This window comes from Sulfurimonas limnophila (genome assembly GCF_059705345.1).
On the sequence record NZ_AP046127.1, the window covers coordinates 1,254,907 to 1,270,852 of the forward strand.

General features: G+C 33.3%; 16 protein-coding genes. 10 read left to right on the forward strand and 6 right to left on the reverse strand.

Annotation, left to right across the window (positions count from 1 at the left end; genetic code table 11):
* Nucleotides 1–165: 165 nt before the first annotated feature.
* From coaBC to AC6H33_RS06460, 6 genes are read left to right on the forward strand one after another with little or no spacing between them, the layout of a single operon-like run.
* Nucleotides 166–1,434 (forward strand): bifunctional phosphopantothenoylcysteine decarboxylase/phosphopantothenate--cysteine ligase CoaBC, encoded by a 1,269-nt coding sequence (coaBC, locus tag AC6H33_RS06435; RefSeq protein WP_497604061.1) that lies wholly within the window; start codon nucleotides 166–168, stop codon nucleotides 1,432–1,434.
* A complete protein-coding gene (gene uppS / locus AC6H33_RS06440; RefSeq protein WP_497604062.1) occupies nucleotides 1,431–2,108 on the forward strand; it encodes a polyprenyl diphosphate synthase in 678 nt (225 codons plus the stop codon). Before coaBC ends, uppS begins: the two co-directional genes overlap by 4 nt.
* Complete coding sequence (locus AC6H33_RS06445; RefSeq protein WP_497604063.1) at nucleotides 2,108–2,923, forward strand: prepilin peptidase; 816 nt, start codon at nucleotides 2,108–2,110, stop codon at nucleotides 2,921–2,923. Before uppS ends, AC6H33_RS06445 begins: the two co-directional genes overlap by 1 nt.
* Complete coding sequence (locus AC6H33_RS06450) at nucleotides 2,923–3,942, forward strand: LptF/LptG family permease (RefSeq protein WP_497604064.1); 1,020 nt, start codon at nucleotides 2,923–2,925, stop codon at nucleotides 3,940–3,942. The genes AC6H33_RS06445 and AC6H33_RS06450 overlap by 1 nt, the downstream gene beginning before the upstream one ends.
* Complete coding sequence (gene truA, locus AC6H33_RS06455) at nucleotides 3,943–4,653, forward strand: tRNA pseudouridine(38-40) synthase TruA (RefSeq protein WP_497604065.1); 711 nt, start codon at nucleotides 3,943–3,945, stop codon at nucleotides 4,651–4,653. It abuts the gene before it with no gap.
* A 45-nt stretch (nucleotides 4,654–4,698) separates the two neighbouring features.
* Complete coding sequence (locus AC6H33_RS06460; protein WP_497604066.1) at nucleotides 4,699–5,160, forward strand: globin domain-containing protein; 462 nt, start codon at nucleotides 4,699–4,701, stop codon at nucleotides 5,158–5,160.
* Nucleotides 5,161–5,216: 56 nt separating this feature from the next.
* On the opposite strand, the gene AC6H33_RS06465 is transcribed toward AC6H33_RS06460, so the two are convergent.
* Nucleotides 5,217–6,464: an ATP-binding protein gene (locus AC6H33_RS06465; RefSeq protein ID WP_497604067.1), complete on the reverse strand. Its 1,248-nt coding sequence runs from the start codon at nucleotides 6,462–6,464 to the stop codon at nucleotides 5,217–5,219.
* A gap of 379 nt (nucleotides 6,465–6,843) precedes the next feature.
* On the opposite strand from AC6H33_RS06465, the gene AC6H33_RS06470 reads away from it, so the two are divergent.
* Together AC6H33_RS06470 and AC6H33_RS06475 are read left to right on the forward strand one after the other, a co-directional pair.
* Entirely contained in the window at nucleotides 6,844–7,098 is a 255-nt protein-coding gene (locus AC6H33_RS06470; protein ID WP_497604068.1) for a hypothetical protein, read from the forward strand.
* Entirely contained in the window at nucleotides 7,091–7,354 is a 264-nt protein-coding gene (locus AC6H33_RS06475; protein ID WP_497604069.1) for a type II toxin-antitoxin system RelE family toxin, read from the forward strand. Before AC6H33_RS06470 ends, AC6H33_RS06475 begins: the two co-directional genes overlap by 8 nt.
* Nucleotides 7,355–7,446: 92 nt before the next feature.
* Here the strand turns inward: AC6H33_RS06475 and AC6H33_RS06480 are convergent, their stop codons facing one another.
* The 3 genes from AC6H33_RS06480 to AC6H33_RS06490 form a co-directional block, all read right to left on the reverse strand.
* Nucleotides 7,447–7,656, reverse strand: a complete 210-nt coding sequence (locus tag AC6H33_RS06480; protein WP_497604070.1) for a hypothetical protein — start codon at nucleotides 7,654–7,656, stop codon at nucleotides 7,447–7,449.
* Between the two features lie 116 nt (nucleotides 7,657–7,772).
* Entirely contained in the window at nucleotides 7,773–9,536 is a 1,764-nt protein-coding gene (locus AC6H33_RS06485; protein ID WP_497604071.1) for a sensor domain-containing diguanylate cyclase, read from the reverse strand.
* 63 nt (nucleotides 9,537–9,599) lie between these two features.
* Entirely contained in the window at nucleotides 9,600–10,346 is a 747-nt protein-coding gene (locus AC6H33_RS06490; protein WP_497604072.1) for an ElyC/SanA/YdcF family protein, read from the reverse strand.
* Between the two features lie 60 nt (nucleotides 10,347–10,406).
* Between AC6H33_RS06490 and AC6H33_RS06495 the strand changes: the two genes are divergently transcribed.
* Nucleotides 10,407–11,141 (forward strand): hypothetical protein, encoded by a 735-nt coding sequence (locus AC6H33_RS06495; protein ID WP_497604073.1) that lies wholly within the window; start codon nucleotides 10,407–10,409, stop codon nucleotides 11,139–11,141.
* 5 nt (nucleotides 11,142–11,146) lie between these two features.
* On the opposite strand, the gene glyS is transcribed toward AC6H33_RS06495, so the two are convergent.
* Entirely contained in the window at nucleotides 11,147–13,168 is a 2,022-nt protein-coding gene (glyS, locus tag AC6H33_RS06500; RefSeq protein ID WP_497604074.1) for a glycine--tRNA ligase subunit beta, read from the reverse strand.
* Between the two features lie 168 nt (nucleotides 13,169–13,336).
* Between glyS and AC6H33_RS06505 the strand changes: the two genes are divergently transcribed.
* Nucleotides 13,337–13,723: a class II SORL domain-containing protein gene (locus AC6H33_RS06505; protein ID WP_497604075.1), complete on the forward strand. Its 387-nt coding sequence runs from the start codon at nucleotides 13,337–13,339 to the stop codon at nucleotides 13,721–13,723.
* A 56-nt stretch (nucleotides 13,724–13,779) separates the two neighbouring features.
* On the opposite strand, the gene AC6H33_RS06510 is transcribed toward AC6H33_RS06505, so the two are convergent.
* Nucleotides 13,780–15,933 (reverse strand): methyl-accepting chemotaxis protein, encoded by a 2,154-nt coding sequence (locus AC6H33_RS06510; protein ID WP_497604076.1) that lies wholly within the window; start codon nucleotides 15,931–15,933, stop codon nucleotides 13,780–13,782.
* Nucleotides 15,934–15,946: the final 13 nt, after the last annotated feature.

The following is a 15,946-nucleotide window of genomic DNA, read 5'->3' on the forward strand; positions in this document are numbered from 1 at the left end:
TAAACTTTCCTTTTAATTATTATAAGTTGAAATTCTAACACACAAAATATTTAAATAATTGATTATAATCAACTAATCATAAAACAATAGCTAAAAATGCAAAAATAAAATAATAAGATTTTTCCTGCTAAAATACACCTTTATGTTATAAATAAGAGGTTTTAGATGGTTATTCCAGTAGATTTATTAGAAGGTAAAAAGATACTTTTAGGAGTCACTGGCTCAATTGCGCTCTATAAATCACTCGAGCTTGTAAGACTTTTTACTAAAGCTGGAGCGGAAGTAAAAGTAATAATGAGCGAGGCTTCTAAAAAGTTTATAACACCTCTTAGCTTTGAAGCTATCAGTTCAAATATGATTCTTGATGATACAAATGAGTCATGGTCAAATGAACATAACCATATCAAAATCACGCAATGGGCAGACCTTTTTGTTATAGCTCCAGCAACTGCAAATACAATAGCAAAACTTGCAAATGCAATCGCTGACAATATTTTACTAGAGTCCGCCCTAGCCTACCCAAACCTAAAGATAATCGCACCATCTGCAAATACAAACATGATAAATAATCCAATCACAAAAGCAAATTTAAAGATGTTAGCGATTGCAAACTATGCGATAGTTGACACTCAAACCAAAGAACTCGCATGTAAAACAGTCGGTGATGGTGCTATGGCGGAGCCACAAGAGATATTTTGGCACTGCGCAAAAGCACTTCTTAGAGATGAGTTTTGGATGGATAGAAGAGTTATAGTTACTGGTGGAGCTACTATTGAAAAAATTGATGACGTTAGGTATCTATCAAACTTCTCAAGTGGAAAAATGGCCTCTGCCATGGCAACTGCACTATACTGCAAGGGTGCGGATGTAAATCTAATATCTAGTAAATTTGAGCCTGAGTTACCGCTTGATTTATATACAATTGAAGTAGAGAGTTCTGCTGAAATGGTTGAGTACCTAAATGACTCTATTCGAGTTGCTAAAAAAGGAAAACTCTCAAAAGCAACACTTATGAGAGATGAGCAAATTCATCTTATTCAAAAAAAACCATATCTTTTTATGGCGGCTGCCGTTAGTGACTATGTTGTGAGTTACGTTCAAAGTGGAAAACTAAAAAAAGAGTCTATTGGCAGCGAATGGGATCTGAAGCTCAAAGAAAATATAGATATTTTAAGCTCAATAGATAAAGACGGCATCACAACTATCGGTTTTAAAGCTGAGATGGATGAAGACAATGCTCTTAAAAATGCCTTGAAAATGTTAGAAAACAAGGGCATTGATGCAGTATGTCTAAATATACTAAAAGACTCATCTAGCTTTGGAACAGATACTAACGAGGTAGATTTTTTATCAAAAGACGTACACGAAAAGATAGCTGTATCAGATAAGCTAAGTGTTGCATTTGAGATTTTAGAACACGCAAAAAATATATGAACAGAGCAAGACATATAGCCATCATCATGGATGGTAACGGGCGATGGGCTGAATTAAGGGGAGAAAAAAGGGTAAAAGGGCATGAAGTTGGTGCAAAAGTAGTAAGAAGCATCACTGAGTTCTGTGCACAAAACAAAGAGGTAGAGAGACTTACTCTATATGCCTTTTCAACAGAGAACTGGAAAAGACCTAGACTTGAAGTTGAATTTTTAATGAAACTTTTACAAAAATATCTTGAGAGTGAACTTGATAGTTATCTAAAAAACAACATTAGATTTGAGACTATTGGCGACCTTAGAGCTTTCTCGCCTTCACTTGTAAAAACTATAAGAGATGTAGAGAAAAAAAGTGCCCACTGTGATGGCTTGGTTCAGTCTCTTGCCCTAAACTACGGTGCACACGATGAGATACTCAGAGCAATAAATAAGATTAAAAAAACAGATGATGATATAACAGAGACTATGCTCTCAAATGCGCTTGATTGTAACGATAGTGTTGATTTGCTAATTAGAACTGGCGGAGATCATAGGCTTTCAAACTTCTTGCTTTGGCAAAGTGCTTATGCAGAACTCTTCTTTACAGATACACTTTGGCCAGACTTTAGTGTAAAAGAGCTAGAAAAAACATTAAATGATTTTACAAAAATTGAGAGAAGATTTGGAGGGTTAAAATAGTGGAACTTATATATGCTTTTATTTTAGGGCTTCTTTTTGGCTCATTTTTAAATGTTGTGATTTTGAGAGTTCCAAAAGGTGAGAGCGTTGTATTTGGAGTATCTCACTGCCCAAAATGTAAAAACAGCCTTAAACCTTGGCATAACATCCCTCTTTTTTCTTGGATTTTCTTAAGAGGAAAATGTGCTTTTTGCAAAACTAATATATCCTCTCAATACCCTATTATAGAGCTTTTAAGTGGTGTTATAGTTCTTAGTATAGCTTCAAAAATGGGATTTAATTTATCAGCAATCTTGGTAGCATGTAGTTTTTTAACCCTTCTTGCACTATCGATGATAGATTTCAGATATAAGATGATTCCAGACTCTCTAAACCTTTTAGCCATGTTATTTGCAATCTTTGGCGCTTGGAGCCTACCTGGCATAGCGCTAAACTTTAAAAACGCCCTACTCTTTGCTGGTGCTTTTACTCTTCTTAGATTTTCACTCTCATATATTTTGACATCATCCGCTCACAGAGAAGCTAAAAAAACTATGACTTCATGGACAAAAAATTATCACACCTACCCTTTTATAGAAGCTATGGGAGAAGGCGACATCATGGTTGCAGCTACCATGGGCGCTCTGCTTGGAGTAAAACTCACTCTTGTAGCAATTTTTCTCTCTGCACTTCTGGCTCTTCCTGTTATGCTTTTGGTTTTAAGAGGTTCACGCGAGGAGCAGAGAGTTCCTTTCGTTCCATTTTTGGCAATCGCAACGTTTATAATATATATTTATGATAGCCCTATAATGCGCTATATTGAGGCTAACTACTGATGAAAACTGTTCAAAACTACATAAGAGAATCTATCTCAATTCTATTTTTATCTATCTTTTTGCCATTGTTCTCAATCGCCTCGATTGTGTTTCTTATAAAGCTTGCAACTTACACAGCAGTTATTCAACTTACTATTTTTGAGATGGCAAAGCTCTTTTTCTTTATGTTGCCAGAACTCCTTTTTTACACTCTTCCAATCTCTTTTTTCGTGGCAATAACTCTAGCTCTATTTAAACTCTCAAACGACAATGAGATAGTTGTACTTTTTGCACTTGGCATTAGACCTAAGTTCATACTGCAAACGCTTTTTAAACCAGCTCTATTTTTATCTATCATTCTTCTTTTAAACTTTTTTGTACTCTTTCCTCACGCAAAAGTGTTATCTAGTAACTTTATCTCTTATAAAAAAAGTGAAGCAAAATTCAATCTCTCAGCTTCAGAGTTTGGACATAAATTTGGCGAGTGGTTACTATATTTAGGAAAAGATAATCTAGATGAGACATATTCAGATGTTGTTTTGTTCAACAAAAAACAGAATGAAGAGGTGCTAATTAGAGCAGAAAAAGCCGAGATTATAAACGATGCAGGTGTTTTAAGACTAAAATTAAGCGCTGGAGAGGGGTACAGCTACTCAAATGAGAAATTTACACAGATAGATTTTAAGACTATGTTTATCAACGATACAATGAAAACAGATTTAGATAAGTATGAAACACCTATGGAGTATTGGCTTCCAGAGAATCCTTCTGTAAAAAAAAGAAGAATGTTAATCGCAAATATTTTATTTAGCCTTTTCCCTGTTTTGAGTATATTTTTATCAGCAACTATCGGTATAGTACATGCAAGACATCAAAAGGGGAAAATTTTTCTCTTTATGTTTATGGGAATAATTATCTACTATACCCTAGCAGTGGCTCTTCAGCTTGTCATATCATCATACGCCCTTCCAATTTTATTTTTTGGATACTTAGCATCTACATATATACTCTACAAAAAGATTATAGTAGCCAAGTTTTAAATGAGATGCTCTTTAACTATCGCCTATGATGGCACAAATTTTTTAGGCTCTCAAACACAAAAAGAGTCTAAAAACACAGTTCTAGGCGCTTTAGAGTCTGCTTTAAAAAAAATAAATATTGAGACAAAGATAGTTGCAAGTGGCAGAACAGACAGAGGTGTACATGCAACTGGTCAAGTTTGTCACATAGAAATCCCTACATATTGGGCTAACACAACAAAACTTCAACTTTCACTACAAAAGATACTTCCGCCATCAATATTAATAAAAAAAATAAAAATCACAGATGATACTTTTCATGCAAGATATAGCGCAAAAAGGCGTGTTTACAGATATATTATCAAAGTTGCAAAGAGTAACCCTTTTGAAGATAATTTTGTTACATTTGTAGATGATATAGATTTTTTAAAAATTCAAAAAAATATAAAACTCTTTTGCGGTACATTTGATTTTAAACTTTTTATGAAGAGCGGTAGTGATGTAAAAAGCACCTCAAGAGTTATATATAGAGCTTTTGCATATAGGCACAAAGGCTTTGTCATCCTAAATTTTGAGGCAAACGGTTTTTTAAGAAGCCAAATCCGCTTAATGGTTGGTGCTCTTTTAAAGCTAGATGAGCAAGAGATTACACAACAGCTAGAGTGCAGAGTAAACCACAAAATTAAACCAGCAAAAAGCAATGGACTATACTTAAGTAAAATTAAATATTAATCTTTTTTTGCTAATATTTTGACAATTTTAAAAGATTGGCAAAATATGAACTATGAGATAACAAAAGCATACGAAAATGAAAAAGTAGAGTTTAAAAATCCATCATCATCGTTTTATGAAGCGCTTGGCTATGAGGGAATGCGTAAGCTTATGTATGAGTTTTATGACAGAATCTACGAGAGCAATATTGCACATTTTTTCCCTCAAGACCCTGATGAATTTGAAAAAGTAAAGCAAAAAAATACAAAATTTTTTATCCAAATCTGCGGTGGACCATCTATTTATGATGAAGAGATGAAGCAAAAAGATTTAAATCAGTATATGATTGATATTCATAAAAATTTCTCTATCTATGAAAAATCAAGAGATGAGTGGTTAGGCACTTTTAGGGAAGTACTAATGGAGCTAGATATAGAGCAAGAGATCAAAGATGACTTCTGGCACTATCTCGATAAATTTTCAAAACTAACAGTAAACAGATACTTAAAAGAGTCTGCTTACGTATAGCTCTAAATTAGCTAAGTAAGCCAACAACTCAATGTAACAACAACTGCGTAACCATGTTATAAGAAAAAATAGTCCCAAAATCTCTCTACTTTAATATCTTGGATTACTTCAGATTGGTTATATGTAATGATAATTTTTTCATCTACACTAAATGGCAGTTTTACAAGTCCGTTAACCTCTCTTTTTCTGTTTTGTTCGTTTAGTTCATAACAAACTTGTATAGCTATAGTTTTGCCCTCTTTTGTAGCGATTAAATCACATTCACTATCTTTATTGTAAAAAAAGAGTTCATACCCCTGTTTTTGCAGTTCGCTAAAAACAAGATTTTCTAAAAGTTTTCCATAATTTGCAGAGAAATTAAATCCTAAATTCATAAAACCATTATCACTTAAGTAGAGCTTTTTCTTGTTGTTTTGCTGCTCTTTTAGTGAATATGAAAAAAGTTTGAGTTCATTAAAAAGATAACTATTTTGAAGATATGAAACATACTCTTTTGCAGATTTATCATTTATATCCAAAGCCTTTGCCAATGAAGCATAGGAGTAGAGAGAGGTTAGATTTGTGATGGAGTAAAAGCTTAGTTCTTTAAAGCTTTTAACATCTCTTATTGCGTTGTTTGCAACACAATCTTTTAATAAAATTGTCTCATAATAGGTACTTAAGAGTTCGCGTTTTAACTCTTCGTCTAGTTCATAAACTTCAACAAATGAACCAAATTTCATCATATTATCAACAATATTTAAAACCTTTGGCAACTCTTTATTGAGCTTCATGTAGCTATCTATCTTATTTATTTGCATTATCTCTTTAAAACTAAGCGGATAGACCATTGTTTTTAAATATCTTCCACTTAGCAATGTAGCTAGTTCTGAGTTTAAAAGTGATGAATTTGAACCAGTGATAAATATTTTTTCAAACTCATTGCTATCATAAACACTTTTTACATATCTCTCCCAACCTGTTATGGCTTGAACTTCATCTAAAAAAATATATTTTATCTCTCCGCTTGTAAGTTTTTTTGCAGCTTGAATTATTTCATAAAATCCTGTTGCATCATTAGAGTACTTAATAAAAAATGGATCATCAAGATTTACATATAAAATCTCTTTTGGATCAATATTTTGAGCAAGATGATTAATGAGTAGTTTAAAAAGTGTAGATTTTCCGCTTCGTCGTATCCCTTGAAGCACCTGAATATGTTTTGTTTTTAGATTTACAATAAGTTTTTCAAAGGCATCTCTATTGTAAAGATTTTCATATCTATTTTCCCAATGTTTATTTTGAGATATTAATATTTTTTCCATATTATATTCCTCTTTACAATCTAATATCTCGTATTATAGTACATATTATTGTTTTACACAACTATGAATACCGTTATCATGTAAATTATTTATAATAAGCGGGATTGAGATAAGTAAGAGAGTGTATATTTTCAACTAAGTACTATATAAGGCCCAATAATAAAAACCTCCCACACGCCAACAACTCAACATGTAGAGTTAGGTAGAAGAGTTACTAAAAGCTCAAACCGCCCTGCACTAAAACACTAGTGCTGTACTTAGGTTCACCAGTTACATCTTCACCACCTACAAATGGATTAAAAGTTTCCAAAAACAACACCAAACCGTATATTATAAATATGCTACAATACTTTCATAAATTTGATGCAAGGATAAAACAGTGCAAACCATTCAGTTAAATGTTGATGATAGTTTATTCGCCCAAGCCTTGGAACACATAAAAAGTTTTGTTTCACATCATAAAAATGAAAGCAACTTTGAATATAAAAATGATGCCAATGAAGTTATAGAAGTCATAAATGGCAAAGAGTATGTTGTACCCACAAAAAAAGATATAGAGCTTTTAAGCGAAACAATCAACAAAGATGATTATATCTCAAGTTCAGAAGCAAGAAAGATGCTCTTGAATGTATAAACTTGATTATCATAAAAAAGTAATCAAATTTTTAGCAAAACAAGATTTAAAATTTAGAGAAAAAGTTTTAGATATATTTGAAGAAATCGCTCTAAATCCATATAACTCAAATTATGATATCAAACCTTATAAAAGCTCTCAAAACAATCATTACAGATTAAGAATTGGCAAGTACAGATTCATATATAAAATAGACTCTGATGAAATTATTATTTATGTCAGTGATGCAGATAGTAGAGGCGATATTTACAAATAGCCATTGCATCATAATGCGATATTTGCGAGAGGTGTTACAGAAAAAACCTCCCACATGCCAACAACTCAACATGTGGAATTAGGTAATAGTCACTAAAAACTCAAACCGCCCTGCACTAAAACCCTAGTACTGTACTTAGGTTCACCAGTTACATCTTCACCCCCTACAACGGTAGCAACTTGTGCTTTTGCAAATAGTGATTTATATGAAGCATAGTAACTTACTCCTACATCTTGAAGTGTTCTGCTGATAGATGTAGGAACTTTGCTGTTGTCTTGCATTGAAGCATATCCTATAAACAACTATATTTTTCCTTATAAAAAGAAAGAAAAGATATAAAAAATGCGCAAGAGAAGTTTTTAAAAAACTGCATAGATATCAATCAACAAGTTTATAAATGGGTTATTAAAATATAGTTTTACATATAGATTTCTGCTCTGTTCTTACCGTTTTCTTTAGCTAGATGTAGTGCTGAGTACCCTCTTTTTAAAACTTCTTCTACGGTATCATCGCCATGACTTGACGCTACACCAAAACTTGTAGTAGCAGTTCCTATAAAGAAAAATTTACTTTTTAAAACACTATCTTTTAATTTATTTGCAACAGTGAGTCCATCTTTTATATCTGTTTGTGGACATAGTATCAGATACTCTGTGTCACTCCAGCGACTGATAGTATCTATATAGCGTAAATTACGCATAAGAATCTCACCCATCTCTTTTATAAGAGAGTTTCCAACCTCATATCCATGTTTTTCGTTTATGCTTCCCAAATTATCTATGTTGATGACAATAATGCTAAAAATATAGTTATATCTCTTTGTTCTATATAGCTCGTTTGTTAGTATCTCTTCATGCTTTATTCGTTTGTAAAGACCAGTTAATTCATCTTTTTGAGCCAAAGTCTCTTTTGTATTTTCTTTTAATTCAATCTTTAATTTAGATATTTTTTGCTGAAGTCTCTCATTTAGCTCTTTTAGCTCTTTTTTTGAAAGATTTAACTTATCGCTTAGCTCCTGCTCTTTTTCAACTTCTTGCTCATATTTTGTCTCATCATCTTTTATTCTTGTTGCCAATGCAGATGAGATCATAAGCGTGTTTAACATTACCATAAATGCAAAAAAGTTGTATGTGTAGTGGTTGTAGCTTACAAAACCCATAGTTGTTAAAAATGCAACCAACTCTCCGAGTGCTAAAAAAATCCAGCCTGAGAGAAGATATTTAGAGCCTGAAATCTCTTTTTGAAGAGCTTTTGCAGAGATAAAAACAAGTATCAAAAAAACAAACAAAGAGAAGATAGCAAACGGATATATGATAGCTGAGCTACTTCTTACAATTAATGAGATTATTGATATAGCAAGTGACAAAGCTATAAAACCTAGGATAAACTTATCTATTTTTTCAAAGTTATCTTTAGTATCTACAAAACTTCTAACAAAGAGAAGCGCTCCAAAAAGAGTAAATGAGACGCTAAAGGGTGCAATATCAGCATACTTTAAAAAGAAATTTGTGTTATATCCATAATATGTTCCCATCAAAAAAATCAACCCAAACAAGTATAATCCATAGTATAGATAACTGCTCTTCTTTAGTGCAAGATAGTTTATGAAGTTGTATAAAATCATAATCAGAACCATTCCTATTAAAAAACCATTTAACAAAGTAGTCTGATTTAGACGCTCATTGGCACTTTTTTGAAGATGCAGAGCTGGTGCTAGTAGAAGCGGATTTTGAGTTTTTACTTTTACATAGACGATAACACTTTGCATTGGTTTAATACTAAGCGGAACAAAAAAAGAGCTCGAATCAAGATAAGAAAAACTGCTTAAGCCATCATTTGAAGCTATGTAAGCATCTACTCTTTGTGTCCAAGGTGTTGGCATCTCTATTTGCCCCTCATAACTCCCCTCTTGTTCGTTTGATATCTTAAAGCGCATCCACAGAGTATCCTTTAGAGAGCCAATTGCAATTGATTTGGCATTTGCAGGTTGAAAATTATCACTAAAAGAGTCTTGTGAAACCGCTTCGTATGAAAAATGGTTTTGCGCATCAATAAAAATTTCGGAATTTTGTGAGAGATTTATGTTATTGCTATTGGCATTTATCTTTATATCTTCAAGTGCAAAAAGATGTGTTGTTAAAAATATAGCTATTAAAAAAATTGGCTTCAAACAGTTTTGCATAAACAATCCTTACGTGTGTGTATATATTTTATATCAAAAAAACAAAAAGTTCCCTTTTTAAGGCTACTTTCTAAGCATATTCCATACGATACCTATATACTCATGCATCGCCATTTGAGAGTTTTGCAATGAGCTTATATCTGGCGCTTGTATATATCCGTTAAACTCTTTTTTACAAAAAGCACTAGGAGCGGCGATTGGATTTAGTCCAAGTGATTTAAAAAGCTCCATTGAGCGTGGCATATGGGTTGCTGAAGTAACAAGCACAAAAGCACTCTCCCCAACTATATCTTTAGTAAAATATGCTTCTTCTTGCGTATCTTTTGGCTTACCACCTATGATAATATTCTCTTTGTCAACACCAAGAGCAATTGCAAGATTTGCATTCATCTGCGCATTAGATGTATTTGTATCGCCTTCATAGCCAGTAAAAATAAGTTTTGAGCCAGAGATACTTTTGTGTATAAGCACACCTTCAAGGACTCTTTTCACACCACTGTTACTGATATTAGATGATATGGGCTGAGATGGGTCTGTATTGTGTCCGCTTCCAAGTACGTGTATATACTTTATATCTGTATTGTAGGCATATTTTGGATATTTATCTTCTAAATTTTTAACTAAAAAATTAGAAAATGGCTCATATGAAAAAAGCAATAAAAAGATAAAAGATGCGCTAATAGAGAGCTTTGCAAACCTGTTTTTATTAAAAAACATAAACACTAATCCGATAAAAAAAAGAGTTACAACTATACCTAATGGTTCAACAAAAAAAGTAACCATCTTTTTTAAAAAAAATCCTATATCCAATGAAAACCCCTTAAGTATGCGAATTATAGTATAATTGCAATAAATATTAGAGGATTTAAATTGCAAGCATTTGGAAAATTTTCAACAAGTTTAGAGATAGAGTATGTAAGTGAGCAGTATATTTATATACCCGAAGCAGATGAAGTTATAACGATAGCAGAGCTTGAAAAAATGCTTGAGGTTAAACGTAAAACTGTCATAGGAACTATCTTTTTATATAACCCTACAATTGCACCTATTGGATACAACACAAATACAAAACTTGCATCTCAAGGATACAACTTTGATGGAAAGTTTTGTGAGATAAACTTTGATAACAACTGTACGCTATTTGCATCTGCTATCAAAAATGGATATAGAGGAAAACTTATAGAGATAAAGTATCTATTTGGATTAAACAGACCAAACATTGAACCAACATCAGTGCTTGAAGAGTTTGATGCTGATTTGGACAAATATGCAAGTACTCAGCTAACAAGATATGACAAAGAGTTAAATTATCAAGACTATTTAAACATACGTCTTAGCGGGAAGTTTGTATTTTTTGCATCTGGAAATAAGTTTGATAGACACCATAAACATATAATCACTTATGTAAGAAACATATCTGCTCAAACTGCTAAGCTAGGTAAAACGATAGCATTTATGCATGACAATAATTATGATGCCAAAGAGAGTGCTGAGGGTGGATACTTTCTACCAGCTGTTGCCACTGGAAAGTTTAGGGACGTTCGTGCAAACGCTTTTAAAAAAGCGTTCTCATCATTTCCGCCTTCTATAATAAAGAGTTCATAAAAGAGTTAAAGCGCTATCTCTTTTATGTCTGCTATTTTTAATATACTCTTATAGATAGAAGCTATAAGAGCCTTTCTGTTCTCTCTTATAGACATATCTTCTGCATTTACCATTACATCATTAAAGAAAGTATCTAACTCTGGCTTTAGGCTAAATAAAGCATCAAGTTCTTCTTCATAAGAGTTGTATGAGATAGCACAAACTTCGTTATATCTATTAAAGAGAGCATTTTCTGCACTATTTTCAAAAAGCTTTTCATTTATAACTTTTATATTTGACATATCTATATCTTTTGTGATGTTTGCAACCCTTTTAAATGTTGAGAAGTATTCACTAAACCCTTGGCTATTTACCATACTCTCTAATGCAGCTATTTTTTTAGAGATTCTAAGAAGTTCTCTCTCTCCTGAGATTAAAACAGCTTCAACGATAGATGGATTTACTTTGAAGTACTGTCTAACTCTCTCTAGAAAAAACGCTTCAAGTTTTGAGATGTCAAATGAGTCATAGTTTTTACTAAGAAGTGTAAGTGTTTTAACTATATCGAACTCTAAATCATGCTCTTTTGTAACTCTTATAAGCCCATTTACTGCGCGGCGCAGAGCAAATGGGTCACGTGAGCCTGTTGGTATCTGGTTTATACTAAATAGTCCTAAAAGTGTATCTAGTTTTAAACTCATGGCAACTATTGCGCTCATCTTATTTGATGGAAGTGCGCTATCCTCACCATCTGGAAGGTATTGCTCTCTTATGGCAGTTGCTACATTTTGGCTCTCTCCAAGTAAAGAGGCATAGTATGAGCCCATCAAACCTTGAAGCTCTGTAAACTCATAAACCATCTCACTCATAAGGTCAGCTTTTGCAAGAGTTACAGAACGATCTAGTTCTTCAATAGTAACATTTTGCGGTTTATATATATCAAAGAGAGTATGTGCGATTTTTCTCTCACGCTCTATCTTATCTGCAACACTTCCAAGCCCTTTCATAAAGACAACTTTTTCAAGTCCAGCTGTGCTTAACCCTTTTTTTAGGTCATTGTTATAAAAGAAAAGAGCATCTGAGAGACGAGGACGCAGAACTCTCTCATTTCCCTCTATCACTTTTGAAAAATCACTAGTAAACGCATTTGAGACAACAACAAACCTGTTTATAAGTTTGCCATCTTTAAATACTGGAAAATATCTCTGATGCTCTTTCATAGATGTGATGATAACCTCAGGAGGAAGTTTTAAAAACTCCTCATCAAAAGAGCCGATAATTGCAGTAGGATTTTCTGTGATGGCTACAACTTCATCAAGCAAATCTCTATCTATCTCAATTTTTACTCCATTTTCTCTCTCAAGCAGGGCGAAATCTTGAAGTATCTTTGTTTCTCTATCTGTTGCAAAAAGTGTTACACCACCATTTTTCAGAACTTCAAAATACTCTTTTGCGCCACTTATCTCGATAGATTCAAAGTTGCTTATACGATGCACAAATGTTTTTTTAGCAGATTTTACGCCAAAAATTTCCATCTCTACTAGTTCGTCGGCTAGTTGTACATTTACCCAGCGAATCGGTCTGATAAAGCTCTCTTCTAAGCTTCCCCATCTCATTGATTTTCCAAACTCCAAAGAGCTTATCCACTCTTTGATAATAGTTGGAAGCAAAAGAGATGACTCTTGTGCCATCAAAGCTCTTTTATAGTAGAGAACCTCTTTGTTATCTTTAGTAGTTTTAGTTATTTCACTTATATCAACACCGCACTTCTTTGCAAATCCAAGCGCTGCTGGAGTTGCTACGCCATCTTTATATGCTACGCTAAGAGGAGCACCAAAAAACTCCTCTATACTCTCATCTTGCATACTTTTAAACTCTCTATGCCAAAGAACTAGTCGTCTTGGTGTATAGTAAAACTCAAACTCCCCCAAAAGAGAGTGCTTCTCTAAAATATCAGCATATTTTTTTTCAATATTTTTTAGTTCTCTTAAAAGCGGAACCGCTGGTAACTCTTCTACGCCTATCTCAATCAGTAAAGTTTTTAACATTTTTAGCTCTTTAATTTATATTTCATTTAGGCGCGATTCTATCAATTTTTTGCTTTAAGAGCGATTATTGAAGAGTTTTAAGAGATTTGAATTAGTATTAAAGATTTTGTTTATTGTAATTAACTTAGGGCTACAATTGCGTTGTAATTAAAAATAAAAGGAATTAATATGCCAAAGATTAACAAATATGTTGATATCGACACTGTAGAAAGAGAAGCTAAAAAAGACTTAATTGACCGTCACTCTCCATTTATTCACTGTGCAGACACAGCAAAAGCTGGTGAACCATTTGAAGTAACTGTAAAAATGGGTAACGAATATTCACATCCAGATGATTTTGATCACTATATCGAATCAGTAACTCTTTTCAACGGTGAGACTAAGTTAGCACAAGCTACTTATGTTCCTGGAACTCTTGGAAATGTTAAAGCACACAATACTACAACTTTTACTATCATCCCAACTGGTAAAAAACTGACTCTTATCGCTCATGGTTATTGTACAAAACATGGTGTTTGGGAAGGTACTCCCGTAGAAGTGGCTGTAGCTGAATAGTAATTAAAGCCCTATATCAAGGGCTTTAATTAAAGAAGTTTTCCTCTTTATTTTATCTAACCTGCCATCTCATCAAGTATAACAAACAGATCTTTTGAAGATTTTTCTGCATCTGTAAAAGATGTGATAATTTTTGCAGAATTTTTAAGAATTCCGCCTTGAATATAATCAGGAATTGCTCTTATTCTATCATGAACAATTTTATGAATCGGATCAACTTTAGTATATGAAGCTGTCTTAGCAAAAGTATCACGTCCACCAGCAACATACCATTTTCCAAAACGACAATTTGTGTGGTCCGAGAACTTAAAGTTATGGTCATCTTTAAAGACTGCGCTGTATCCGCTTAACTTAAATGCTATATGGTCAAGTTTTGCAAGAGTAATAAATAGCTCATTTGAGATTTTCTTGTTTGCAAGTTGAATATCTTTTGCACCATCTACTAAGTCATGTAGGCTATCATTAAATTGATCAAGTTTTTCTAATGACGCAGAAACTTCTACACTCATCTGTTCTGAAAACTCCTGCATTGAAGAGCTGTTTTGTTTTAGTAGATTTATATTTAACTCTACTTCATTTGTAGCTCTTTGCGTTCTCTCTGCAAGTTTACGAACTTCATCTGCAACAACTGCAAACCCACGTCCATGCTCTCCTGCACGAGCTGCTTCAATAGCTGCGTTTAGAGCAAGAAGATTTGTTTGATCACTTATATCTTTGATAAGTGATATAACATTTGAAATCTCAACAACACTTGTGTTTAACTGATCTGAATTTTCTTTGGAAGAGTACATTTTTTGAGAGATACTATTTAGTGAGCCAACCATCTCCTCTGTTGAGTTTTTAACTTCATCCACTATAACTTCAGTACGTGCATTTTTATCGTTGATATCAGAGAGTGCCGACATATTGTGAGCAAGTCCCTCTTGAACGCTTCCTACACCTGAGACCGCTCCTTCATTTAAAAGTTCTGTTAAAGCTAGTGTTAGATTATTTGCCTCTAATCTTTTTTCACTCTCATTAGAGTGCTCTTTTGTTTTTTGCAGACTTATTCTAGCCTCTTCGATAGCTTCATTTGCAACACTTGCAAGATGGTTTGCAGATTCTTGGATAAAACCTATCTCATCAGTAGCACAACTTGTGATTTTTTTTGAAAAATCTTTTGAAGAGACTATATCGTCTATCTCACGCTTAAAACGCTCAATTCTAGAAGTTAATCCATTTGAGATATAAAAACTAAATCCAGCTACAAAACCAAGAATTACTATGCTTAAAACGATACCAACAATCATACTCTGAAATGCTCTGTTTTGTAAATCAGATATATTCTCTTTTAGATGTCCAGATATTTCATCTTCAACTTTTTTAAGAAGATTTATCTTAGATGTTATAGTCGCAAACCAGTAAGTAGCATCTATCTCAAATCCGCCATTAGGTCTTGATAGCGCTATTTTACGCATCTTCTCAACTTCATTTACCTCTGGAGCACTCATAGTTTGAGTATAAAATGCAGTAAGTTCTTCTGGAGCTAAGAACAAAAACTTATTCATAAAAATTTCTTGAGCGTTTAAGAGACCTATAAATTTCTCATAAAACCCCTCTGCAAAATTGTCTCTTGAAAAAGTAGATGATAAAACGGCTCTCTCAAGCCCTGCTCTCTCTTTTGAAGCTAAAAAATTTACAAAGGCATTTGTCAGATTGTTCATCTGTGCATTTGTACTCATTTTTGCTATCTCTTCTATTGAAGCAATAAAATCATTGTTTGTATTTGTGTAGTAACCAACAGGAATTCCAACTGCGACACTGAGTGAAGAGACACCTTCTCTTATCTCTTGAAGTTTTGAGAGGTTAGAGATAGCTTTTGTCATTTTACTTTGCACAGAAGCGATATAGCTCTCTTTATTCATTGTTGCGTAGAACTCTTCTAGCTCTTTGTATGTTGCATCTGTATCTTTACGTATAGATTCAAGCTCGGATGAGAATTTCTCTCCCTTTGAGCTTATAAACCCAGCAGAAGCACCACGCTCTTTTTGAAGGTTGTGAACAAGGGCACTACTTTTTTGACTAAAGGCAACCATCTCTTCTATCTGTTTTAGAAGTTTTACTTCACTATAATTTTTACTGCCATCAATTCCTAGAAAAATCAGTATAACCGTTATCGGCACAATCAACATCAAAACCATTTTTAACTTAATAGAAATATTATTAAACACCGTCACTCCTTAT